This is a genomic window from Clostridium sp. CAG:265 (assembly GCF_000436575.1).
GTDB lineage: Bacteria > Bacillota > Clostridia > Clostridiales > Clostridiaceae > Clostridium > Clostridium lentum.
Genome location: NZ_FR886633.1, coordinates 26,811 through 46,866 on the forward strand (window position 1 = coordinate 26,811; position 20,056 = coordinate 46,866).

The 20,056-nt window shown below is 29.5% G+C and carries 17 protein-coding genes and 1 pseudogene; 1 reads left to right on the forward strand and 17 read right to left on the reverse strand.

The genetic code is table 11. From position 1 onward, the window contains the following. Positions 1–534 precede the first annotated feature (534 nt). From phnE (Q5O29_RS09255) to Q5O29_RS09300, 10 genes and pseudogenes are all read right to left on the reverse strand, one after another. Positions 535–1,332: a phosphonate ABC transporter, permease protein PhnE gene (gene phnE / locus Q5O29_RS09255; RefSeq protein ID WP_022212672.1), complete on the reverse strand. Its 798-nt coding sequence runs from the start codon at positions 1,330–1,332 to the stop codon at positions 535–537. A 1-nt stretch (position 1,333) separates the two neighbouring features. Beyond that, complete coding sequence (gene phnE, locus Q5O29_RS09260; protein WP_022212673.1) at positions 1,334–2,158, reverse strand: phosphonate ABC transporter, permease protein PhnE; 825 nt, start codon at positions 2,156–2,158, stop codon at positions 1,334–1,336. Positions 2,159–2,160: 2 nt separating this feature from the next. Next, a complete protein-coding gene (phnC, locus tag Q5O29_RS09265; RefSeq protein ID WP_022212674.1) occupies positions 2,161–2,925 on the reverse strand; it encodes a phosphonate ABC transporter ATP-binding protein in 765 nt (254 codons plus the stop codon). Between the two features lie 133 nt (positions 2,926–3,058). Beyond that, entirely contained in the window at positions 3,059–4,069 is a 1,011-nt protein-coding gene (locus tag Q5O29_RS09270) for a phosphate/phosphite/phosphonate ABC transporter substrate-binding protein (protein ID WP_022212675.1), read from the reverse strand. Positions 4,070–4,337: 268 nt separating this feature from the next. Next, positions 4,338–4,553 (reverse strand): annotated as a pseudogene (locus Q5O29_RS09275) (Fic family protein); the annotation flags it as partial. Between the two features lie 98 nt (positions 4,554–4,651). Continuing rightward, positions 4,652–6,316: an anaerobic ribonucleoside-triphosphate reductase gene (nrdD, locus tag Q5O29_RS09280; protein WP_022212676.1), complete on the reverse strand. Its 1,665-nt coding sequence runs from the start codon at positions 6,314–6,316 to the stop codon at positions 4,652–4,654. Positions 6,317–6,408: 92 nt separating this feature from the next. Beyond that, positions 6,409–8,409, reverse strand: coding sequence for a reverse transcriptase domain-containing protein (locus Q5O29_RS09285; protein WP_022212677.1), 2,001 nt, complete (start codon positions 8,407–8,409; stop codon positions 6,409–6,411). A gap of 700 nt (positions 8,410–9,109) precedes the next feature. Beyond that, on the reverse strand, positions 9,110–9,637 hold the full coding sequence (nrdD, locus tag Q5O29_RS09290; RefSeq protein ID WP_022212678.1) for an anaerobic ribonucleoside-triphosphate reductase: 528 nt from the start codon (positions 9,635–9,637) through the stop codon (positions 9,110–9,112). Positions 9,638–9,970: 333 nt separating this feature from the next. Further along, entirely contained in the window at positions 9,971–10,399 is a 429-nt protein-coding gene (locus tag Q5O29_RS09295; RefSeq protein WP_022212679.1) for an Hsp20/alpha crystallin family protein, read from the reverse strand. 74 nt (positions 10,400–10,473) lie between these two features. Further along, a complete protein-coding gene (locus Q5O29_RS09300; RefSeq protein ID WP_022212680.1) occupies positions 10,474–10,914 on the reverse strand; it encodes an Hsp20/alpha crystallin family protein in 441 nt (146 codons plus the stop codon). A gap of 306 nt (positions 10,915–11,220) precedes the next feature. On the opposite strand from Q5O29_RS09300, the gene Q5O29_RS09305 reads away from it, so the two are divergent. After that, positions 11,221–11,853: a flavodoxin family protein gene (locus Q5O29_RS09305; protein ID WP_022212681.1), complete on the forward strand. Its 633-nt coding sequence runs from the start codon at positions 11,221–11,223 to the stop codon at positions 11,851–11,853. 50 nt (positions 11,854–11,903) lie between these two features. On the opposite strand, the gene Q5O29_RS09310 is transcribed toward Q5O29_RS09305, so the two are convergent. The 7 genes from Q5O29_RS09310 to Q5O29_RS09340 form a co-directional block, all read right to left on the reverse strand. Continuing rightward, entirely contained in the window at positions 11,904–12,668 is a 765-nt protein-coding gene (locus Q5O29_RS09310) for an ABC transporter ATP-binding protein (protein ID WP_022212682.1), read from the reverse strand. Continuing rightward, positions 12,661–13,626: an ABC transporter ATP-binding protein gene (locus Q5O29_RS09315; protein ID WP_022212683.1), complete on the reverse strand. Its 966-nt coding sequence runs from the start codon at positions 13,624–13,626 to the stop codon at positions 12,661–12,663. The genes Q5O29_RS09310 and Q5O29_RS09315 overlap by 8 nt, the downstream gene beginning before the upstream one ends. Before the next feature lie 8 nt (positions 13,627–13,634). Further along, positions 13,635–15,176, reverse strand: a complete 1,542-nt coding sequence (locus Q5O29_RS09320) for an ABC transporter substrate-binding protein (protein ID WP_022212684.1) — start codon at positions 15,174–15,176, stop codon at positions 13,635–13,637. 14 nt (positions 15,177–15,190) lie between these two features. Continuing rightward, positions 15,191–16,015 (reverse strand): nickel transporter permease, encoded by an 825-nt coding sequence (nikC, locus tag Q5O29_RS09325; protein ID WP_022212685.1) that lies wholly within the window; start codon positions 16,013–16,015, stop codon positions 15,191–15,193. Positions 16,016–16,028: 13 nt separating this feature from the next. Continuing rightward, a complete protein-coding gene (nikB, locus tag Q5O29_RS09330) occupies positions 16,029–16,961 on the reverse strand; it encodes a nickel ABC transporter permease (protein WP_022212686.1) in 933 nt (310 codons plus the stop codon). Between the two features lie 133 nt (positions 16,962–17,094). Then, the gene (locus Q5O29_RS09335; protein ID WP_022212687.1) at positions 17,095–18,051 is read right to left on the reverse strand and encodes a M14 family metallopeptidase; all 957 of its coding nucleotides are present in this window, start codon (positions 18,049–18,051) and stop codon (positions 17,095–17,097) included. Between the two features lie 293 nt (positions 18,052–18,344). Beyond that, complete coding sequence (locus tag Q5O29_RS09340) at positions 18,345–20,048, reverse strand: immunoglobulin-like domain-containing protein (RefSeq protein ID WP_022212688.1); 1,704 nt, start codon at positions 20,046–20,048, stop codon at positions 18,345–18,347. Between the last annotated feature and the right edge of the window lie 8 nt (positions 20,049–20,056).

Here is a 20,056-nt window from a genome sequence, read left to right on the forward strand (position 1 = left end):
AACTCTTAGTATTTTAAAAAGTTAATATTTTAATATAAAACTTTAAACTCCAACAAATATAAAAAAGTTTGGTTGGGGTTTTTATTATGACTTTGGTTAAGCTAAGTCTTTTTATAAATAAAAAGAGAATCGGACGCATCCGATTCCCTTAGGTGTAGTCCGCAGACATTCACCGCTATTCGATATATATATTTTACTATATACATTAGCTGGAACACTTGGTTTAAAGTTATTTAAAATATTTTCAAAATCACTTACAAATTTATTTAGTTCAGTTTTAGTAGTATTAATATTCTTTAAAAGATATACTATAAGAATTATATAATCAACAATTTTATAACTGCTTTTTAGATATCATATAATTCTACATAAGCACTCTAATAACTTTATTTGATAGCATTTTTAAATTATTATTGTTTTTTACATTTATACTCCTAAAAATATAATTTAAAAAAAGGAGGATTTAAGTTCTAATCCCCCTTTTATTATATATTAGTATTAAAAATGATTTTCATACTATATATTTTATTTATCCTAACCTCTAGCAAGTTTAGTTCTTATTTTAGTTGAAATTATTTCTACAACTAATACTAAAATTATTAATCCACAAAGAATAGCACCAACTTCATCCCAATTAAATGCATTCATTGCAAATATTAATGGTGCTCCTATTCCCCCTGCACCAACTAGTCCTAATATAGAAGCATCCTTTATATTTATTTCAAATCTATATATAACTGTAGAAACGAAATTTGTAAATAACTGTGGTAATATTCCATATCTTATTTTTTCAAAAGTACTACATCCTGCAGCATCTAGAGATTCTAATATTTTAGTATCTAAATCTTCTATTGATTCAATAAATAATTTAGCTATCATACCTATAGATATTACTGATACTGTAAGAACCCCTGCAAAAGCACCAGGTCCAGTTACACGAATAAACATTAATCCATAAACAAATGCTGGGAATGTTCTAAGTGCTGCTATAATAAATAATCCTATAACACTTATCCACTTAGGCATTATGTTAGTAGAAGATAAAAATGCTAACGGAACTGCTAATACTGCTCCAATTAAAGTACCTATTAAAGCTATACAAATAGTTTCTAATAATAATGCTGGAACTTCAGTTAATAACATTTCTAAATCAGGATGTAGAATTCCTGATAATACATTTTTAGCAATATCAACTCCATTTGATTTAATTCCATTAAAATTAATTCCCTTTGAAGCCCATACTATTACAATTACTATAAATAATACAGTTAGGGCTTTACTTATCCATGTATTTGGCTGTTTTTCTAATTGTTTTTTTAATGATAATTCCATACTACCCTAACCTTTCTCTTATATATTTACTTCCATTTTCTATAATTAAGACTGTTATAAATAACATAACAAGGATCATACCAACCCTATCATATTCTCTCCAACCAATTTTTTCATTTAATATAAGACCTATACCACCAGCTCCTACATATCCAAGTATCGCAGCAGCTCTTACATTTATCTCCAAACTGTAAAGACAAATGGATAAATATGAAGGCATTATTTGAGGCATTATTGCTCCAACAAAGGCTTTTACTCTTGTCGCACCAACAGCTTCCATAGCTTCGAAAGGTCCCATATCAACAGTTTCAACCTTTTCATATAACATTTTAGTTACTATACCAAAAGTAAATATTGATATTGCAACAGTACCTGCAAAAGTTCCTAATCCAAATATATAAGTTGATATTAAAGCAATAATTAATGTTGGTAATGTTCTTGTAATACTCATTACAACTCTAACTAAATTTAAAATAATTTTAGATTTATTTATATTAACAGAACATAACATAGCAAAAGGAATTGCTATAAAACTTCCTATTAAAGAGCCTAAAACAGATATTTTTATAGTTTCTATAAGTGGTGGAATAACTGTCTTCATATAATCAAAATTAGGTGGAAACATATCTTTTAATATTACAAAAAACTCATTTCCTCTCTTAATTATTGTTTCAAAATTAAACCCAGTTACATCTCCTGCAACTATTAAAGATAAAAATAGTCCAATTATTACAAAAGGTGCAACTGAAGCTTTAGGCTGAACTTCTTTGCCATTGTTCAGAATAATCTTTTCAGGCTTAAATATATTTTTTATTTTTCCTAACATAATTAAGCCCCCATTACTTCATCAGCAGATAATTCACGGCCATATATTTGCTTTAATACTTCACTATCTACTTCTGCAGATGGTCCATCATATACTATTTCTCCTGCCTTTATTCCAATAACTCTATCAGCATATTTTAATGCTAAATCTACATGGTGAATATTAATTAATACTGACATATTTAATTCTTTATTAATCTTTTTGAAGTCATCCATAACTTGCTTTGCAGTTATTGGGTCAAGTGCTGCAACTGGCTCATCAGCAAGAATTATTTCTGGCTTTTGTGCTAATGTTCTAGCTAAAGCAACTCTTTGTTGTTGTCCACCAGAAAGTTGATCAGCTCTAACATAAGCCTTATCTAATATACCAACTTTGTCTAATGCTTCTAAAGCTATAACTTTATCTTCTTTAGAATATAAACCTATTATAGACTTCCATAATGGCATATCTGGCACTCTTGAAGTTAATACATTGTTTACCACTGTAGTTCTAGTTACTAAATTAAAAGATTGGAATACCATTCCTATTTTACGTCTAAATTTTCTTAAATCTTTTCCTGCTAAATCATTTATTTCTTGTCCATTTACAGTTAATGATCCTTCGCTAATGTCATGCATTCTATTAATTGTTCTTAATAATGTAGACTTACCAGCTCCTGATAAACCTATTATTGCTACAAACTCGCCTTGATTTATTTCAAGTGATATATTTTTTAGCGCATGTAATCCATTTGGATAAACCTTATTTACCTTATCAAACTTAATCACAAGTTTCCCTCACATTCTAAATTTATCTTTTTGTAAACTTTTTGTATATTATACTTTTATATACCAAATGAGTTCATGTTAAACATGAACTCATTTTTACAGCTAATAAAATAAAAGATATTTTCTTTTAAAATTATTGCATAGACTTAATTAATTTTTGTGCTTCTCTTTCTGCATCGTAGTCAGAACTATTTCCAATTTCATAACCTTTGTGGCTGTATATTGAAATAATTTTTTGACCTTCTTCTGTATTACCTATGTTAATGAAAGCTTGTTGTATAGCTTCCTTTAATTCTGAAGTCATTGATGCATCCTTAGTAACAGATATTGTATCATTGTAAATACCATCTGTTACACCAATAACATTTGTTTCATCCCATATAGAAGCTGTTCTTCCAAAATTAGAATTCCATTGATCAACATAGTCTAAACGTGCATCAGCATAAGTTACCATTACATCAATTTGACCACTTGCTAATTGAGATAATGATGTTGCATAGTTATCTAAAGCCACTTTACTTTTTAAATCTGTTATTGATATTCCAAAGTTCTCTTGTAACCAAAGGCTTGGATAAATATATCCTGCTGGTGAAGTTGTATTTGATGAAACTCCCCATGTAGCGCCTTGAATATCATCTAGAGTTAACTTTTCTCCGTTGTTAATCTTTGCAGCTAATTTTTGTCCTTTTTCACTTGGACCAGCAATTACTAATGATCTATAGTATTTAACTTTATTGTTTGTATTTTCTGTTGGAGCTGTATTCCAATCTGCTGGATTTTCTGAATCATGGTTTAATCCAAATCTAGTTGCTGTTAATGCAACATCTACACCATCATCATATAATACGTAAGTTCCCCCTGGAATAAATCCTACTTGAGCTGTTCCTGAAGATAATGCTTCACCAACTGCTTCAAAGCTTGTACCAACTTCAATTCTTACTTTTTCAAAATCGTAACCTAATTTTGATAATTCAGCCTTTAACATTTCTGCTAATGGTTTAGTTGCTTTTTGAATCTCTGCTGGATCTCTTGATGGTACAAAGTATACAACTAACTCATCATTATCTGCTGTTTTTGAACCGCATCCAACTAACATTGACATACTTAGTACTAAAACTGAAAGTAATGCTAAAAATCTTTTCATTTATCTTCCCATCCTTAAATATTTTTTCCTTTTTATCATAACATATTTTTCGACACATTTATATATCTTATTTAAAATTTTCTTTATTTTATATACACTTTTTATTAATTAGTATACATTATATTTGCACTTTTATTTCTTAAAATTAAGTACATAACTAAGTAAATAATATTATAAAAACAAAACCTATAGAAATTAAATTTAATACTATAAGTTTTATGTAAAATATTATTTTTTTGTATTACTATAAATCTTCTATTCTATAAACATTTCCTTCTCTAAATGGATAAGCAATATTCATCTCAACATACTTCTCAATTATTTCATCAAAACTTGATTGTGGCATTGATTCAATATGTTCTAATGATGCCTTTAAATACATAACAGGTGCAAATCTAAAATTTCCTTTTACAATATTAACATCACGTACTTTTCCTGCAAATTCATATATATCTTCAAATAAATATCTATGAATATCAATTAATAACCTTTTTGATTTTATTTTTATCTTAATTATAGCATTAATTTAAAAGATAAGTGTTATATTAAAACTTAATTTTATATAACACTTATCTTTTTTACTTATAGATGTAAGACTCTATCTCCAATTTCTGCTGTTCTTCCTTTATTCCAGAAATTAGTTCCAATATATCCACAAGTTCTTCTCATAACTTGCATTTCATTTTCATCACTATTTCCACATGATGGACAATGCCAAGTTAAATCCCCTTTATTTAATTGTATTTCACCTGTATATCCACATTTGTAGCATATATCTGGTTTTGTATTTATTTCAGCATATTGAATATTATGATATATAAAGTTTATTATATCTTCAACTGCTTCAATATTTTTACTCATATCAGGTACTTCTATATATGAAATGCATCCACCTAAAGATATATCATGGAATTGAGATTCAAATTTAAGCTTGCTAAATGCATCTATTTCTTCACATACGTGCACATGATAAGAATTAGTATAATATAACCTATCAGTTACATTTTTAATTTCCCCAAATCTAGCTTTATCTAATCTACAGAATCTATAAATTAAGTTTTCTGCTGGTGTTCCATAAAGACCAAATCCTAAACCAGTTTCCTTCTTCCATTCCATACATTTATCTTCCATATGATTCATTACTTCTAAAGCAAACTTTTCTCCTTCTGGAGTAGTATGGCTTACCCCTAGCATTGCATAAACCATTTCGCATACCCCTACATATCCTAATGATAATGTTGAGTATCCATCTTTTAAGTATTTATCTATTTTTTCACCTTTTCCAAGTCTTGCTATAGCACCATGTTGCCAGTGGATTGGTGATACATCTGAAGAAGTACCAAGTAACATGTTATGTCTAATCATTAAAGCATCCTTACAAAGTTCTAATCTTTGATCTAACATATCCCAAAATAACTCCATATCTTTATCTGCCGTAATAGCAATTTGTGGTAAATTTAGACTTACTACACCCTGGTTAAATCTACCATACCACTTGTAGTTACCATTTTCATCTTTACATGGTGATAAGTGCGATCTACAACCCATTGGTGGGAATGTATTCCCTTCATAATTCTTTCTCATAATTTTTGCTGATTGATAATCAGGTACCAATCTTTTGGCTGTACATTTAGCTGCTAATTTAGTGATATAATCATATTTTCCACCTTCTAAGCAATTATGTTCATCTAATAAATAAACAAGTTTAGGGAATGCTTCTCCTATTTCTTGCCCTCTATAATTTTTCATTCCTTCCAATCTTTGCTTAATCATTTCTTCACAAATTAAAGCCATTTCCTCTTCATAAGGATGACCTTCTTCTATTTCTAAATAAATTGTTGAAAATGGAGCTTGTCCATTTGTTGTTTGTAATGTACTTAATTGGTATCTTATAGTTTGTACACCATCTTTAAGCTCTTTCATTTTCATATCTAAAGCAAGCTTCTTAGCTAACTCTTCATCATTTAAAAGCTCCATATAGTGATTATAAGCTTTATCTTCTGTTACCTTTAAATATTTAGCTAAATGCTTAACTGTTATACTTTGACCACCATATTGGTTACTAGATACTTGTGCTATTATTTGCGTTGTTACAGTACAAGCTGTACCAAATGATTTTGGTGATTCAACTAATTTATCATTAATAACAGTACCATTTTCCAGCATGTCTTCTAGATTTATTAAACAACAGTTAAATATTGGTGATAAAGTGTATAGCGATAGGTAAGACTTTGATATTATCTTCATCTTTTCCCCCGCTCCACACCGTACGTGAGACTTTCGTACTCATACGGCGTTCCATCAATATTATCGAAAACAGTTTATTCAAACCAATTTGATTATGGCATTATCATTATTGGTTCTAGGTTTAACATTTTTCTAAGTTTATTTAAATATGCTTTATTAATTTTTCCTCCAAGATTTTTAATTAGTTTAATGTACCTTTGTATAGTTTCCTTATTAGAGCTATGAACTAATTTGTGTGCATATTCATTTAGCATAACTAAATTTATATATTTGTCACTGCCACCATTTACTTTTGCATCTTTATGGTGAATCTCAAATCCATCACTTAGTGGTAACTCTGTTATAGGACATTTACCATATTGTTCTGTATATAATCCCATAGCGTGTACTGCTACTAATGAGTTAACCCATTTACTATTACAATAGTTTTCTATTAATTGCTCTCCTTCTGAATTATCCCATTTTATAGTTTTATACCAATACTTGACTAAATCCTCTCTAACATATGGACTACTGTTTGGATTTCTTTGTGATAATTTTTTCTGCTTTACAGCCCATATAGGGTATATGACACCACCAAAGTTTGACATAAACGTAAACCCATTATATTCACTATATCGCTCATTAATTAAATTACTAACCTTTTTAGCTTCTTTCATACTAACGTATTTCAAAATCCCATAATATCTTTTAAGTACACTCATTCTAGTGTAATTTCTCAAATACACTTCATTTAAATCCCTGCTTGGATATGTACTTAATCTACAATAATTTTGCCATACAAGAATTTTTGCGTTTAATCGCCCAATAATCTTTGATGAATTATTAGCATCCTTGACTAGTAATTTAAGTGATTCCTTAAACTCTCTACTCATTTCACAAATTTTCTCTTTGCTAACTCTTACTTGTAATATATATTTGGTTTTTGAACTTTTATTCTTTACATTAGTTCTACGCTCCTTATGTTTCCTTTTGGTGTTCACAATTTTTAATTCAAAGCCTAAGAAGTTACTTTTACTTTTCTTCAAATTAACAATTTTTGATTTCTCTTCACTTATTTCTAAGTGTAGCCTTTTCTCTATAAATTGCTTAATTCCATTAAACCATTTTATAGCTTCTTTATAATTCGGAGTAAAAATTTTAAAATCATCAGCATATCTAACTATATATCCTGTTTTAAGTGTCTTCCATTTCTTAAAATATTTTATGTTCCCTTTTACTTTCCGCTTAGGATTATAATTAGGATTTGGAATCTTCTTTTTGTATTGCAATTCTTTAATGAACTCCCCTGGAGCTTTATTGCTATCACAATGTTTCTGAAATTCTTCCCATTGACTTGCTACCCATTGGTCTAATTCATTAAGAACTATATTACTAAGAAGTGGATATAAAACCCCACCCTGTGGTATACCTTTTGTTGGTACAACTCCATCAACAGGTGCTTTAATTATTTTCTTAATTAACATTAAAACTCTTTTGTCTCTTATTCCTATGTTCCATATTTGTTTCATAAGTCTATTACTATGAACATTATCAAAAAAGCCTTTAATATCTATATCTACACAGTATTCACATCTAGCATTTATAACTAGATGATGACAACGAGCAATAACTTCCCCAATTTGTCTAGTGGGTCTGAATCCATAACTATGTTTATAAAATTTCCCCTCACAGTAAGGTTCTAACACTTGTTTTATCATCTGCTGAATAAGTTTATCAATAGAGTTTGGAATACCTAGTAATCGTAGTTTTTCATTCTTTTTCGCAATGAAAACTCTTCTTACCCCTAAGGTTTCATAATTATCTATTAATTTACAAACCATTTGATGTAACTCGTCTGTAGAATGACTTTGTAGTAATTCTGTAAAAGTTATTCCATCTATTCCGGCAGTCTCTGCTCCTGTATTTGATTTCATACACCGTATAGCTATTAACATATTTCTCTTATCCTTTATTATTGACATAAGATTTTTCACATTAATATTTTTAATACTTTTTAAGTATAAATCTTCATATACTTTAGACATACCATAGTAATCAGCTGATTTAAAGAATTGCATTCTTGTCAGATTTTTAGTATATTCGGGCTTCATATATTATCCACCCCTCTTTTTCTTAACTGATCTATACTATTTCTAATTTAATATTTTACCATATTTTGTTTTCTAATATTGACTTAGGGTCTTCGCTCCATTACTTATTATCATAACTTCTTCGCTACTATACCCTTACTGCCACTCTCTTAAAAGAAACTTCGGTAAACCGACCTTATATTCTACCATCACCTCTAACAAAGGCTATTTAGATGTAGAGAGCTTCAAACGTTCCACATTACCTAGCATATGATTGATTTAGGTGTCTCCTATTGCCCTGTAAGCTTGATATCCACCATAAGGATATATGGACTTTCGCCAAGACTATGAACTACTAATCCACACTTACTACCCATTACGCATTTGTAAAGAGTATGTATACCTTTCGGTATACCCGATCTTTAGGACAGTACATTCGAAGATTCGTCAGTTATTTGTGTATATTTGCTTAACATTCTCACCATATCAATCGCCATCCGCACTATGCCTACCTAGTCACCTCTGACTTAGTTTTCCTCACCATTACGTGTTAGGGTAGGTTTCACTCGACTTTACCCAGCTTTACACATATTTATTTGTTAGCTAAACATGCATATGGGAGGTTTCAATGTAACCCCTTCGAACTTTATTGGTGTTCTCATTTGAGTTATCAATAATGCAGTTAGAGTAATTAGTTACTCCTTCAAATCCCCTCAAGTAATTAAGCTACTTGAGTTTCTTGAAAACGTTTCACACAATCCATATCATGCCAATGAATGGTTCCTTCATCATGAGCTTGAACCATATGTGATGGTATTAATCTTCTCCTTGAAATATCCTTCGATACTTCTCCTGCTATTAAATCTCTTTGTGTAGCAGCTATAGAAGCATTCTTATTAGAATTTTCCTTCATAACATCATCATTAGTCTTATTGATTAAGCTTAAGATACTTTCATCAGTTGTATTAGTATTTCTCTTAAACTCTTGTACTGCTCTATATCCTTCATAAGCTTTAGCTGTTACTGATTGTTCATAATGAACTAATCTATCATAGACATAGCTTTCTATCTTATATATAGTTGGGGTTTCATCTTCCTTACTAAAATATTTCTCTGCATCATCAGCTATTATCCCTGCAATATCCGGTAAGTATATACCACTACCATTTTTCATAGATTTACATATAGCTTCTCTTATTTTCGACTTATCGAAATCAACTGTACTACCATCGCGCTTAATTACTTGCATTCAAATCTCCCCCTATTTAGTTCTAATATATATTAATTTTGTTATTAATTAATATGACTATTTATTATAACTCAAAAAACTTTTTTTATCTTTTTTTCCTTTCTTTTTATTTGCTAATTTCCCATTAAAAACTTCATTTTGCTATAAAAATCTTTAATTTTAAATAATATAATCAATTTGACAGTATTATTCTTCCATTTTTAAAACACTATATATGTGTTCTATAAACCTCCTCATACACTATATATAGTTATTATCTGATTTTTGTACAAAAAATAAATTAATAGTTAAAATTTAAAGCCCTGCTACAATTCACTGTAACAGGGCTTTAAATTATTCAATCTTAATTTTATTATCTTCATTCATTGATTTCTCCTGTTTTGGTAAGGTAACTTCCAAAACACCATTTTCAAATTTTGCACTTATAGCAGATTTATCAATATTACCTACATAAAAGCTTCTTGAAACTTCTCCATAATGTCTTTCTTTCCTTATATAATTTTCCTTCTTATCTTCCTTAGTTTCATTCTTATGAGCGTGTATAGTTAAGTAATTTTGATTATATTCCAAGTTTATATCTTCCTTTCTCATTCCAGGAAGATCAGCTTCTAATATATAGGCTTCTTTAGTTTCTCTGATATCTGCTTTAATTGCAGTATTCATATTAAGATTATCATTAAAGAAATCTCCAAATAAATCATTAAACATTGTGTTACTATTATTAAGATCCTTATTCATTTTAAAAGGTACTAAACCAAACATATAAAATCCTCCTTTATGCTTTCACACATATAAATAATTTTAAATTGCTATTTTTTAATTAAAATATTCAAACACTATTGAATAGGTATTCCATTATAGCTTGATCTTTCAATAGTCATCTTAGGTAAGATAATATCTAAAACTCCATTTTGGAATCTAGCTTGTATTTGATTTTTATCAACATTATCAAAATAAAAGCTTCTTGCTATTTGTCCATAATGTCTTTCTTGCCTCAAATAATTATCTTGCCTATCCTCAAATGTCTCATTCTTCATTGCTGAAATTGTTAAATAATTATTATCATAATCTAAACGTAAATCATCCTTATTAACTCCTGGAAGCTCTGCCTCCACTAAATAAGCCTCATTTGTTTCTCTCACATCAGCCCTTATATCATTTCTGTCATCAAAAGTTGATATAAAATCATCACTAAAGAAGTTATCAAAAAGATTAGTTAATGATGATATTGTATTACCACTTCCTCTTGTCATTCTAAAAGGTATTAAACCAAACATACAAAAACCTCCTTTTTTCTTTACCTTAATATCCCTTAGCTCTTGTTCTTCATATCCCTCATCTCTTTTTACAAGTAAAGTATAAATCTAAAATCAAGGAAAGTCAAAGTTTAACTTTTTATGATTTAAAGAGATATTCAAAGTTTTTTCAAGCTTCCATTATCCATTTATTTTTTTTAAAACAAAACTAAACATCATCGCCCATTTTGTCAAATTTTAATCATTTTTAAATAGTTTATTAATTATTACATAATTTGTATAATAATAATGATATAGATATAAAAATTTAAGGGGAATGAGAATATTATGAAAGTTTTACTTATTAACGGAAGTCCTAAAGAAAAAGGATGCACTTATACTGCATTATGTGAAGTGGCTAAGACTCTTAATGAAGAAAATATAGAGACAGAAATTTTTCATATTGGCAATAAACCTATACGAGGATGTATTGGATGTGGTAATTGTGCTAAAACACAATCTGGACGCTGCGTATTTAATGATGATACCGTAAATGTTGCCTTAAAAAAAGCACAAGAAGCTGATGGTTTTATCTTTGGCTCTCCTGTACATTACGCCGCTGCTTCTGGTGCTATAACAAGTTTTTTAGATCGAGCTTTTTATGCTGGTAAAAAGTACTTTGAGTATAAACCTGGTGCTGCTATAGTTAGTTGCCGTAGAGCTGGTTCCACTGCCACTCTAGAACAATTAAATAAATACTTTACTATTTCAAATATGCCACTTGTTTCTTCGCAATATTGGTGTATGGTTCATGGTAATACTCCTGAAGAAGTAGTACAAGACCTTGAAGGTATGCAAATAATGAGAACATTAGGTAAAAATATGGCTTGGCTTTTAAAATGTATTAAAGTTGGCCAAGCAAATCACATTAATATTCCTAAAAAAGAAACAAAAATTCAAACAAACTTTATTAGAAAATAGTAAAAAAGATAGCTCTGGCTATCTTTTTTACAGACTGATGACTTTACTTATTAAAGATAAGCTGATTGAATTAATAACTTGGTATATTCATGTTGAGGATTATTAATAACCTCCTTTGCTTCTCCAACTTCTACTACTTTTCCATTTTTCATAACTGCTACTCTATCACAAAAACTACTTACTAATGCTAAATCATGAGTAATAAATAAGTATGAAATATTCATTTTTTCTTGCATTTCTTTTAGTAATTCAACTACTTGTGCTTGAACTGATACATCTAAAGCACTGGTAGCTTCATCACAAACTAAAATCTTAGGATGGGCTGATAATGCTCTTGCAATAGCTGCCCTCTGACATTGCCCTCCACTTAATTCATGAGGATATCTATCTTTATACTCCTTTGGCAAACCTACCATCTGCAAAAGATTATCTACCTTATGCTTTTTTTCTTCTTCCGTTGTAGAACATAAATTACAAACATACTCCATAATAGATTCTTCAATGGTTAGCCTTGGATTAAATGAGCCAATGGCATCTTGAAATACCATTTGAATTTCCTTATAAACTTCTTTTAATTCATTTCTTTTTACGTTAGTAATATCTTTATCATTTAATATTACTGTTCCACTATCTGCTTTTTCCAGCTTCATAATGATATTAGCTAAAGTGCTTTTTCCACTACCACTTTCTCCAACTACCCCTAAACACTCACCTTGCTTTATATACAGATTTATATCATCACAAGCAACATGTAAATGATTTTTCTTTTTATATGTCTTTCTTAAATTATTGCATTGTAAAATTATTTTATCCATATTTTTTCTCCACACCTTCTACATAATCACAAGCTATGTATCTTCCATCATGCATCTTCTTCAAATATTGCTGATTTTTTATACATACTTCATTACATTTTTCACACCTTGGTGCAAAACTACAACCAGTTATATTTTCTGTAAATAATGGTGGATTTCCCTTTATACCTTTTGGTATAGTTCCATCCATCTTAGGAACTGCATCTATTAAAGCCTTAGTGTAAGGATGTTTAGGATTTCTAAGTATATCTTCTTTATCTCCATACTCCACGATATTTCCACTATACATAACTGCTACTTTATCTACCATTTGTGATATAACACTCATACTATGAGTAACTATTATTATGCTTGTCTGAAAATTATCTCTAAGTGACATCATTTCCTTTACTACCTGTGCCTGTACCGTAACGTCTAATGCACTGGTGGGCTCATCAGCTATTAATATTTCTGGCTCTAAAATCATGGCCAAAGCTATGGTAACTCTTTGCTTCATACCTCCACTTAGTTCAAAAGGATAGCTGTTTAATATACATTTGCTATCCTTTAAATTAACCTTCTCAAGCATATTTGCAGCTTTTTCTAAAGCTTCATTTTTATTTATATTAATATGACTTTGCATAGTTTGTACAAATTGTTTACCTATTTTTCTAATAGGATTTAATGTTGCTCCTGGATTTTGAAAAATTACTGCCAGATTATTTCCTCTTAATTTTCTTATCTGCTTATTATCTAATGATAAAAGATTCCTTTCATTAAATAATATTTCACCACTAATTATTTCCTCTGATTTATTCATCATTTGAATCAAAGCTCTAATGAGCGTACTTTTTCCACAACCACTTTCTCCAACTATGCCTAATATCTCACCTTTTTTTATATTAAAAGATATATTCTTTAATATTTTTACGCTATTATTATTAACAGATAAATCTTTAACTTTTAATATCTCTTTCATCGCTTCACCTACTGAATATATGTATCTTTATTAAATTGATAATAATCTGTAGGATGCGCCTTAAATCCCACTACATTATTTTTCATCAAGAAACTAACCTTAAGATGTGCTATAAAATTATAACCATCATCATCTAAAACCTTTTGAACTATTTCTTCTGCTAAATTATTTCTTTCTTCTATATCAAATTCTAACTGCATTTTATCTAAAAGCATATCTACTTCCATATTACTATAATTACCATAATTTAATTCTCCATTACTTCTCATGGCATTATTTAAATAAGATAAAGGCTCTCCAGTAGATGATGTTACATTGGAATATAAACATAAATCAAAGCTTCCCTTAGATAATATATCTGAAATATTTTCAGATATTTCAATGGATACTTCTATACCAACCTCTTTTAAATCTGCTTGAAGTGCCTGGGCTATTGTTGGCAACTCAGCTCTTGCTGAATATGTAATTAATTTTAAAGTTAAATTTTCTCCATCCTTATCTAAAATTCCATCACCATTGGTATCGCTATACCCTTCTTTTGTAAATATTCTTATTGCTTCTTCTTTATTATAACTTGAATTATCAGTTACATTAGAACCATATGTAGTGTTCTTTGGAAATGGTCCTACTGCTGCTGTTGCATTACCATTTAAAAGTCCCTTTGCATACTCTTCTTTATTTATAAGCATATTAATTGCTTTTCTCACATTTTTATTATTTAAATTGCTGTTATTTTCATTAAAATACATTAATATTGCTCTTGAGGTATCTATACTACTTAACTTATAATCGTCATTTTCCTTTAACAAAGCCATAAGTGATGTAGATATTCCCTGAGCAATATCAATTTCTCCAGATTGTAGTGCCATGGCTAATGTGTCACTATCACTAATAGGAATAATCTTTAAATTGCTTAGCTTTACATCACCATCCCAATAATTATTATTTCTAGTTAAATAACTTGAGCTGATAGTAGTAAACTTTTCTACTATGAAAGGACCTGTACCTACTGGATTACTATCAGGAGTTTCTGTACCATTCACATCAATAATTGCTGCAAAAGGATCACACAAATCATTTATTAAAGTAGGATTTTCCTCTTCCATATTAAAAATTAAATATTTTCCATCTACTTCAATATTTTTTATTTTTAAAGTAGATTTAGCTCTACTATTTAATTCAATTACTCTGTCTAATGACTCTTTCACTTTTTTTGCTGTCATCTCTACTCCATTTTGAAAATATATATTTTCTTTAATCTCTATACGCCATGTTGTAGTATTTAATGCTTCATATCCTTGTGCTAGCCATGGAATTGGTTCCATAGCATCATCTAATTTAAAAAGCGTTTCTGCCACTCCATACCTTACAGTAAACCATCCACTATATCCTTGTGCTGGATCTAAACTTTTAGTACTGATTGTTGTTCCAAATACTAATTCTTCCTTGCTTTTCCAAACAGTATCATCATTACTTTTGCCACAGCCCGTTAATATAAGAAAACATGTTAAAATTCCTAAAGCCATTATGTTTATTTTTCTTTTCTTCACCAGTTAACTCCTTATTAATATTCTTTTTGCTTAGGATCTAGCATATCATGTACTACATCACCTAGAAGATTAAATAATATGACAATAATAAAAATTGCTATACCTGGTGCTATGGTTATCCATGGTGCAAATTGAATCATACTTTTTCCTTCATTCATCATTGCTCCCCATTCCGGTATAGGTAGTGGTGAACTTAATCCTAGGAAAGAAAGCGCTGCCATTTCCATGATAGTAGTTCCAATATCTAAAGATGCTGTAACTATAAGAGTACTTAAAACTCTTGGCATAATATGCTTAAAAACAATATACATAGAACTATTACCACTTAACCTAGCAGCTTTTATAAATGTTTCTTCCTTTATCTCCAATACTTCACCTCTAGCTAACCTAGCATACTTAGTCCAACCGATAACCCCTATGGCTATCATAGCATTAATCATACCACCACCTAAAACTCCTGCAACAGCAATGGCCAACACCAAACTAGGAAATGCTAAAAATACATCAACAATTCTCATTACTATATTGTCAAATAATCCACCTATATATCCACTAATAATTCCTATAAAGCTTCCAAATACAAACATTAGTGAAACTAAAATAAGTGATGAAAAAATAGTTCTAGATGCACCATATATCATTCTAGAAAATACACATCTACCTAAAGCATCAGTGCCTAAAAAGAATTCTCTACTTGGTGCCTTTAATGTATTTTGTAAATCTATTTTATACGGATCATTAGGTGCTATATATGGTGCTAACAAGCTTATACCCAAGATTATTACTATCAATATTAAAATCATTAAAAATTTATTCTTTCTTCTATCTTTTGTACTCATATTTATCCCCTCACTATGCTTCAATTCTTGGGTCAATAAACTTATATAGCAAATCTGTTATTAAATTTATCAGCACAAAAATTATTGCCATCCAAAGAACATATCCTTGAATAACAGGATAATCTCTATTGAATATAGCATTTAATGCTAAGCTTCCAATTCCAGGCCAAACAAATATAGCCTCAATTACAGCACTTCCTCCCATTAATGAACCTATAGATAATCCTACTAACGTTATTATTGTTATCATTATATTTTTAAGTACATTAAAATAGAGTATTCCTGCTTCACTTATTCCTCTAGACCTAGCTCCCCTTACATAATCCTTTTCTAATTCCTCAATAACAACTACTCTTATCTGACGTATATACTTACTTATCATAGGTATTGCTAAAGTTATAGAAGGTAAAATTATACTCTTAATACCACTTTCACTTAATATAGGAAACCATCTTAATTTTAAAGAAAAGACTAATAATAATATCAATGCTAAAAAGAATCCTGGAATAGAATTGCCTATAAAGCTGATTGTCCTTATTATATAATCTATATATTTATCTTTATTAATTGCTGCTATTATTCCAATGGGAATCGAAACAAGTATAGTTATAGCCATAGCTGTGGCTGTAAGTGTTATAGTATATGGTAAATGCTTAAATAACTCTTCCTTTACCGATACCCCTGTAGAATAGGAAATGCCAAAATCTCCTTTTAAGCAATTTTTCATCCAATTTAGATATTGTACTAAAAAAGGTTTGTCTAATCCCATCTCTACCCTAGTGCTTTCTAAAACTTCTGATGTTACAACAGCTCCCTGAGAAGTCAGTATTGCTTCTGCCGGATCTCCTGGTGCTAAATTCATAAGCCCAAATGATACAAATGATATTATTATCAAAATGGGTATTACTCCTACAACTCTCTTAAAGATATATTTTAATAATTTCATAAATTAATCTCCATTTCATAATGCAAATGATTTGCATTTACCTTTATAAATTTTATATCTTATCTCCTATTGTGTCAACATTATTATTAATTATTAAAAAAAATCATACATGCCATAACATGTATGATTTCTTTTACTCAAGCTTACCATAAGCCACTAAAGGGCTATCCTTTGCAACTGCTAACGCTACTGTATGATACATTACAACACCATTAAATTCTGCGTAATATCTATCTACTAAATTGCCAAAAAAGTCTGTAACTTCTCCTAATACCTGTCCTTTAGAAATTAATTCTCCAGCCTCCACAAAGCTAGTCCAACACCCTTCATTTAAAGCTTCTAGATAATTTGCTTCTGTAATATCTATAGGAATTTCCTCTTTAATAGTTTCTTCCGTTACCAATATCTCCATTTTATTTAAAACACTATATAAATCTTTCTTATATGCTTTAACATCTTCTGTAAGACATAACCCCATTCCTCCACGCTCTAAAAGCATACTTGGAGTTCCACTAATAGAACCATAGCTATGAACTCCTGTGGTAGAGTTAGACTTAACCATATATTTAACGTCTAGCACAGCAGCCACCTCTTTAATTTTATTAATAATTTTCAATTCTGCCTTTCCTGCATAATATAAATGTGGAGTTAATGCTTCATTTAAATCTCCTCCATGAATATCTAAATGGAAATCTGCTTTACTTTGCATTTCATTAACTATAATATAAGCTATTTTTTCTGCTATTGTTCCATCTTTTTTTCCTGGGAATATACTATTTAAATTCTTATTATCTTCTGGAACAACTGCTGGAGTTCTTTTAAAAAATGCCTCAACATTTACTGGATGTACAATTATTATATTTCCACAAACATCTGCTGGATTTATTTCTTTAGCTATTTCTATGGCAGCCTTTATACATGGATATTCTCCTCCATGAACTCCAGCTGTAATAAGAAGGCTCTTTCCTTCCTTTGCTCCATTAATAAGAGTTACTGGTATTTTTCTATCCGTATCTAAAATATTTATAAATCCTTGTACTTTAGTAGCTACTTCTGCCTTTAACCCATTTATTTCTAAAATATTTTTCATATTTACCTCATATATATTATTTATAATTATATTTTAATTGATAATAATTATCATTATAAACACTAAATGTTTTTATGTCAATAAATACAAAGTTTTAGAATTAAATTAAGTTGTTAGCAAATTCTTAACAGTTTCAACTCCACTTTTAGTTTGTGAAAGCATTTCTTGAACAGCTTGTTCTAATATTGAATTTTTAGAATATTAGAATTTATTCTATCTACCACAGTTCCATCATTTTTTATAATTAATAATAAAAAGTGCCTAAGCAATGAAACACTTAAGCACTTTTTTTATTATCTATTTTTCTTAAATAAGTATGCACCTATTAAAGCTATAACAGATCCAATAGAAACTATTATTCCACTACCAACTGCTGCTCCTGTAGTAGGTATCTTAGAACTATTTGTTGTAGAGTTATTATTTTCACTAATAACATTTTCATTCTTAGAATCACCACTATTTACATTACCAGTATTTTGTCCTGTGTTTGTCCCATTGCTAGAACTATTTATATTGTTTCCTGGATTACTTCCTCCATTATCTGGTTTATTTACACTATCTCCTGGATTGCTTCCTCCATTGTTTGGTTTATTTACACCATCTCCTGGATTGCTTCCTCCATTGTCTGGTTTATTTACACCATCTCCTGGATTGTTTCCTCCATTATCTGGTTTATTTCCACTATCATCAGGTTTTTGGTTATTATTTGGTTTTTCAACTACCTTTAAAATAGCTTTTACTTCTGATTCATTTCCATACTTATCAATAGCTTTATATGTTATTGTATATTCACCTGGTACACTTATATCATAGTCTTCAGATACTTGAACCTTTATTAAAGCCCCTGTAAAATCTGTAGCAGTAACTCCATCAAGCAGATCAAAATTTTCACCAACCTTTATTTCGATGTTACTCTTGACACCATTAATTACAGGTGCATCTTGTTTAACTACCTCTAATGTGGCAGTATCTGTAATTGTGTTACCATATGTATCAGTAACTGTATATGTTAATACATAACTTCCTACTACTTCTACATCATAACTTCCTGTAACATTAACAGTTAACTTTCTTCCTTGATAATCTGTTGCAGTAACACCAGCTAAAGGATCAAACTTATCACCTTGTCTTATTTGAATATTTTTATTTGTTATATTCATAACTGGATTGCTAACAGACTGCTGAACTTCTTCTACTATTACATTTACATCTAAATTAGTAGATTCTCCTTCTTTATCAGTTGCAGTATAAGTAACTTTATAACTTCCAGGTTTTTTATTATTAACATTTAAACTATTTGCAGTTATATTAACCTCTTCACCATCTTCATCATCTGTTGCTTTAACATACTCTAAAGGCTTAAAAACATCACCTGTTTTTATAATTATATTTCCTTCAACAATTTTAGGTGATTCTACTAATGAAATTACTGGTGCTGTATTTACTGTTAATTTATCTTTACTACTATTTACTATATCTGAACCCTTAACCTGTTTGTTAGTTCCATCAATAATATAGTTATATGCAATACCTTCCGAATTTACATTTGGTACAACAGTATATCCTTCTGTACTATTTTTATTTTCCTTAGCAACATTAATTTCACAAATTTCTAATAATCCACCATCAATTTCTATATTAGAATTTGATAATATAAATATATCCATTTGCTTTTTATCAGCACTTATTTTAACATCTGTTTTTAAATCATCATTTTGTGACTTAACTAACCACTTTATAGAATCATCAGTAAAAATAGCATTTCCTTCAATCTTAACACTTAATTGTAAAGATTTTGCTAAATCTGAAAAATTACTTAATGATAATTTAATTGTATCTTTATTTTGTTTATCTACATTAAGTTCTATAGCATTATCTGATACCTGTGCATATTGTTCAGCATTAGTTACATTATCACTTTTTAAATAAATAGCCGTCGTCATTACTGCAGCTGTTGATAAAGCTATAACTTTTGTTTTAGTATTAACCTTTTTCATGCATTTAC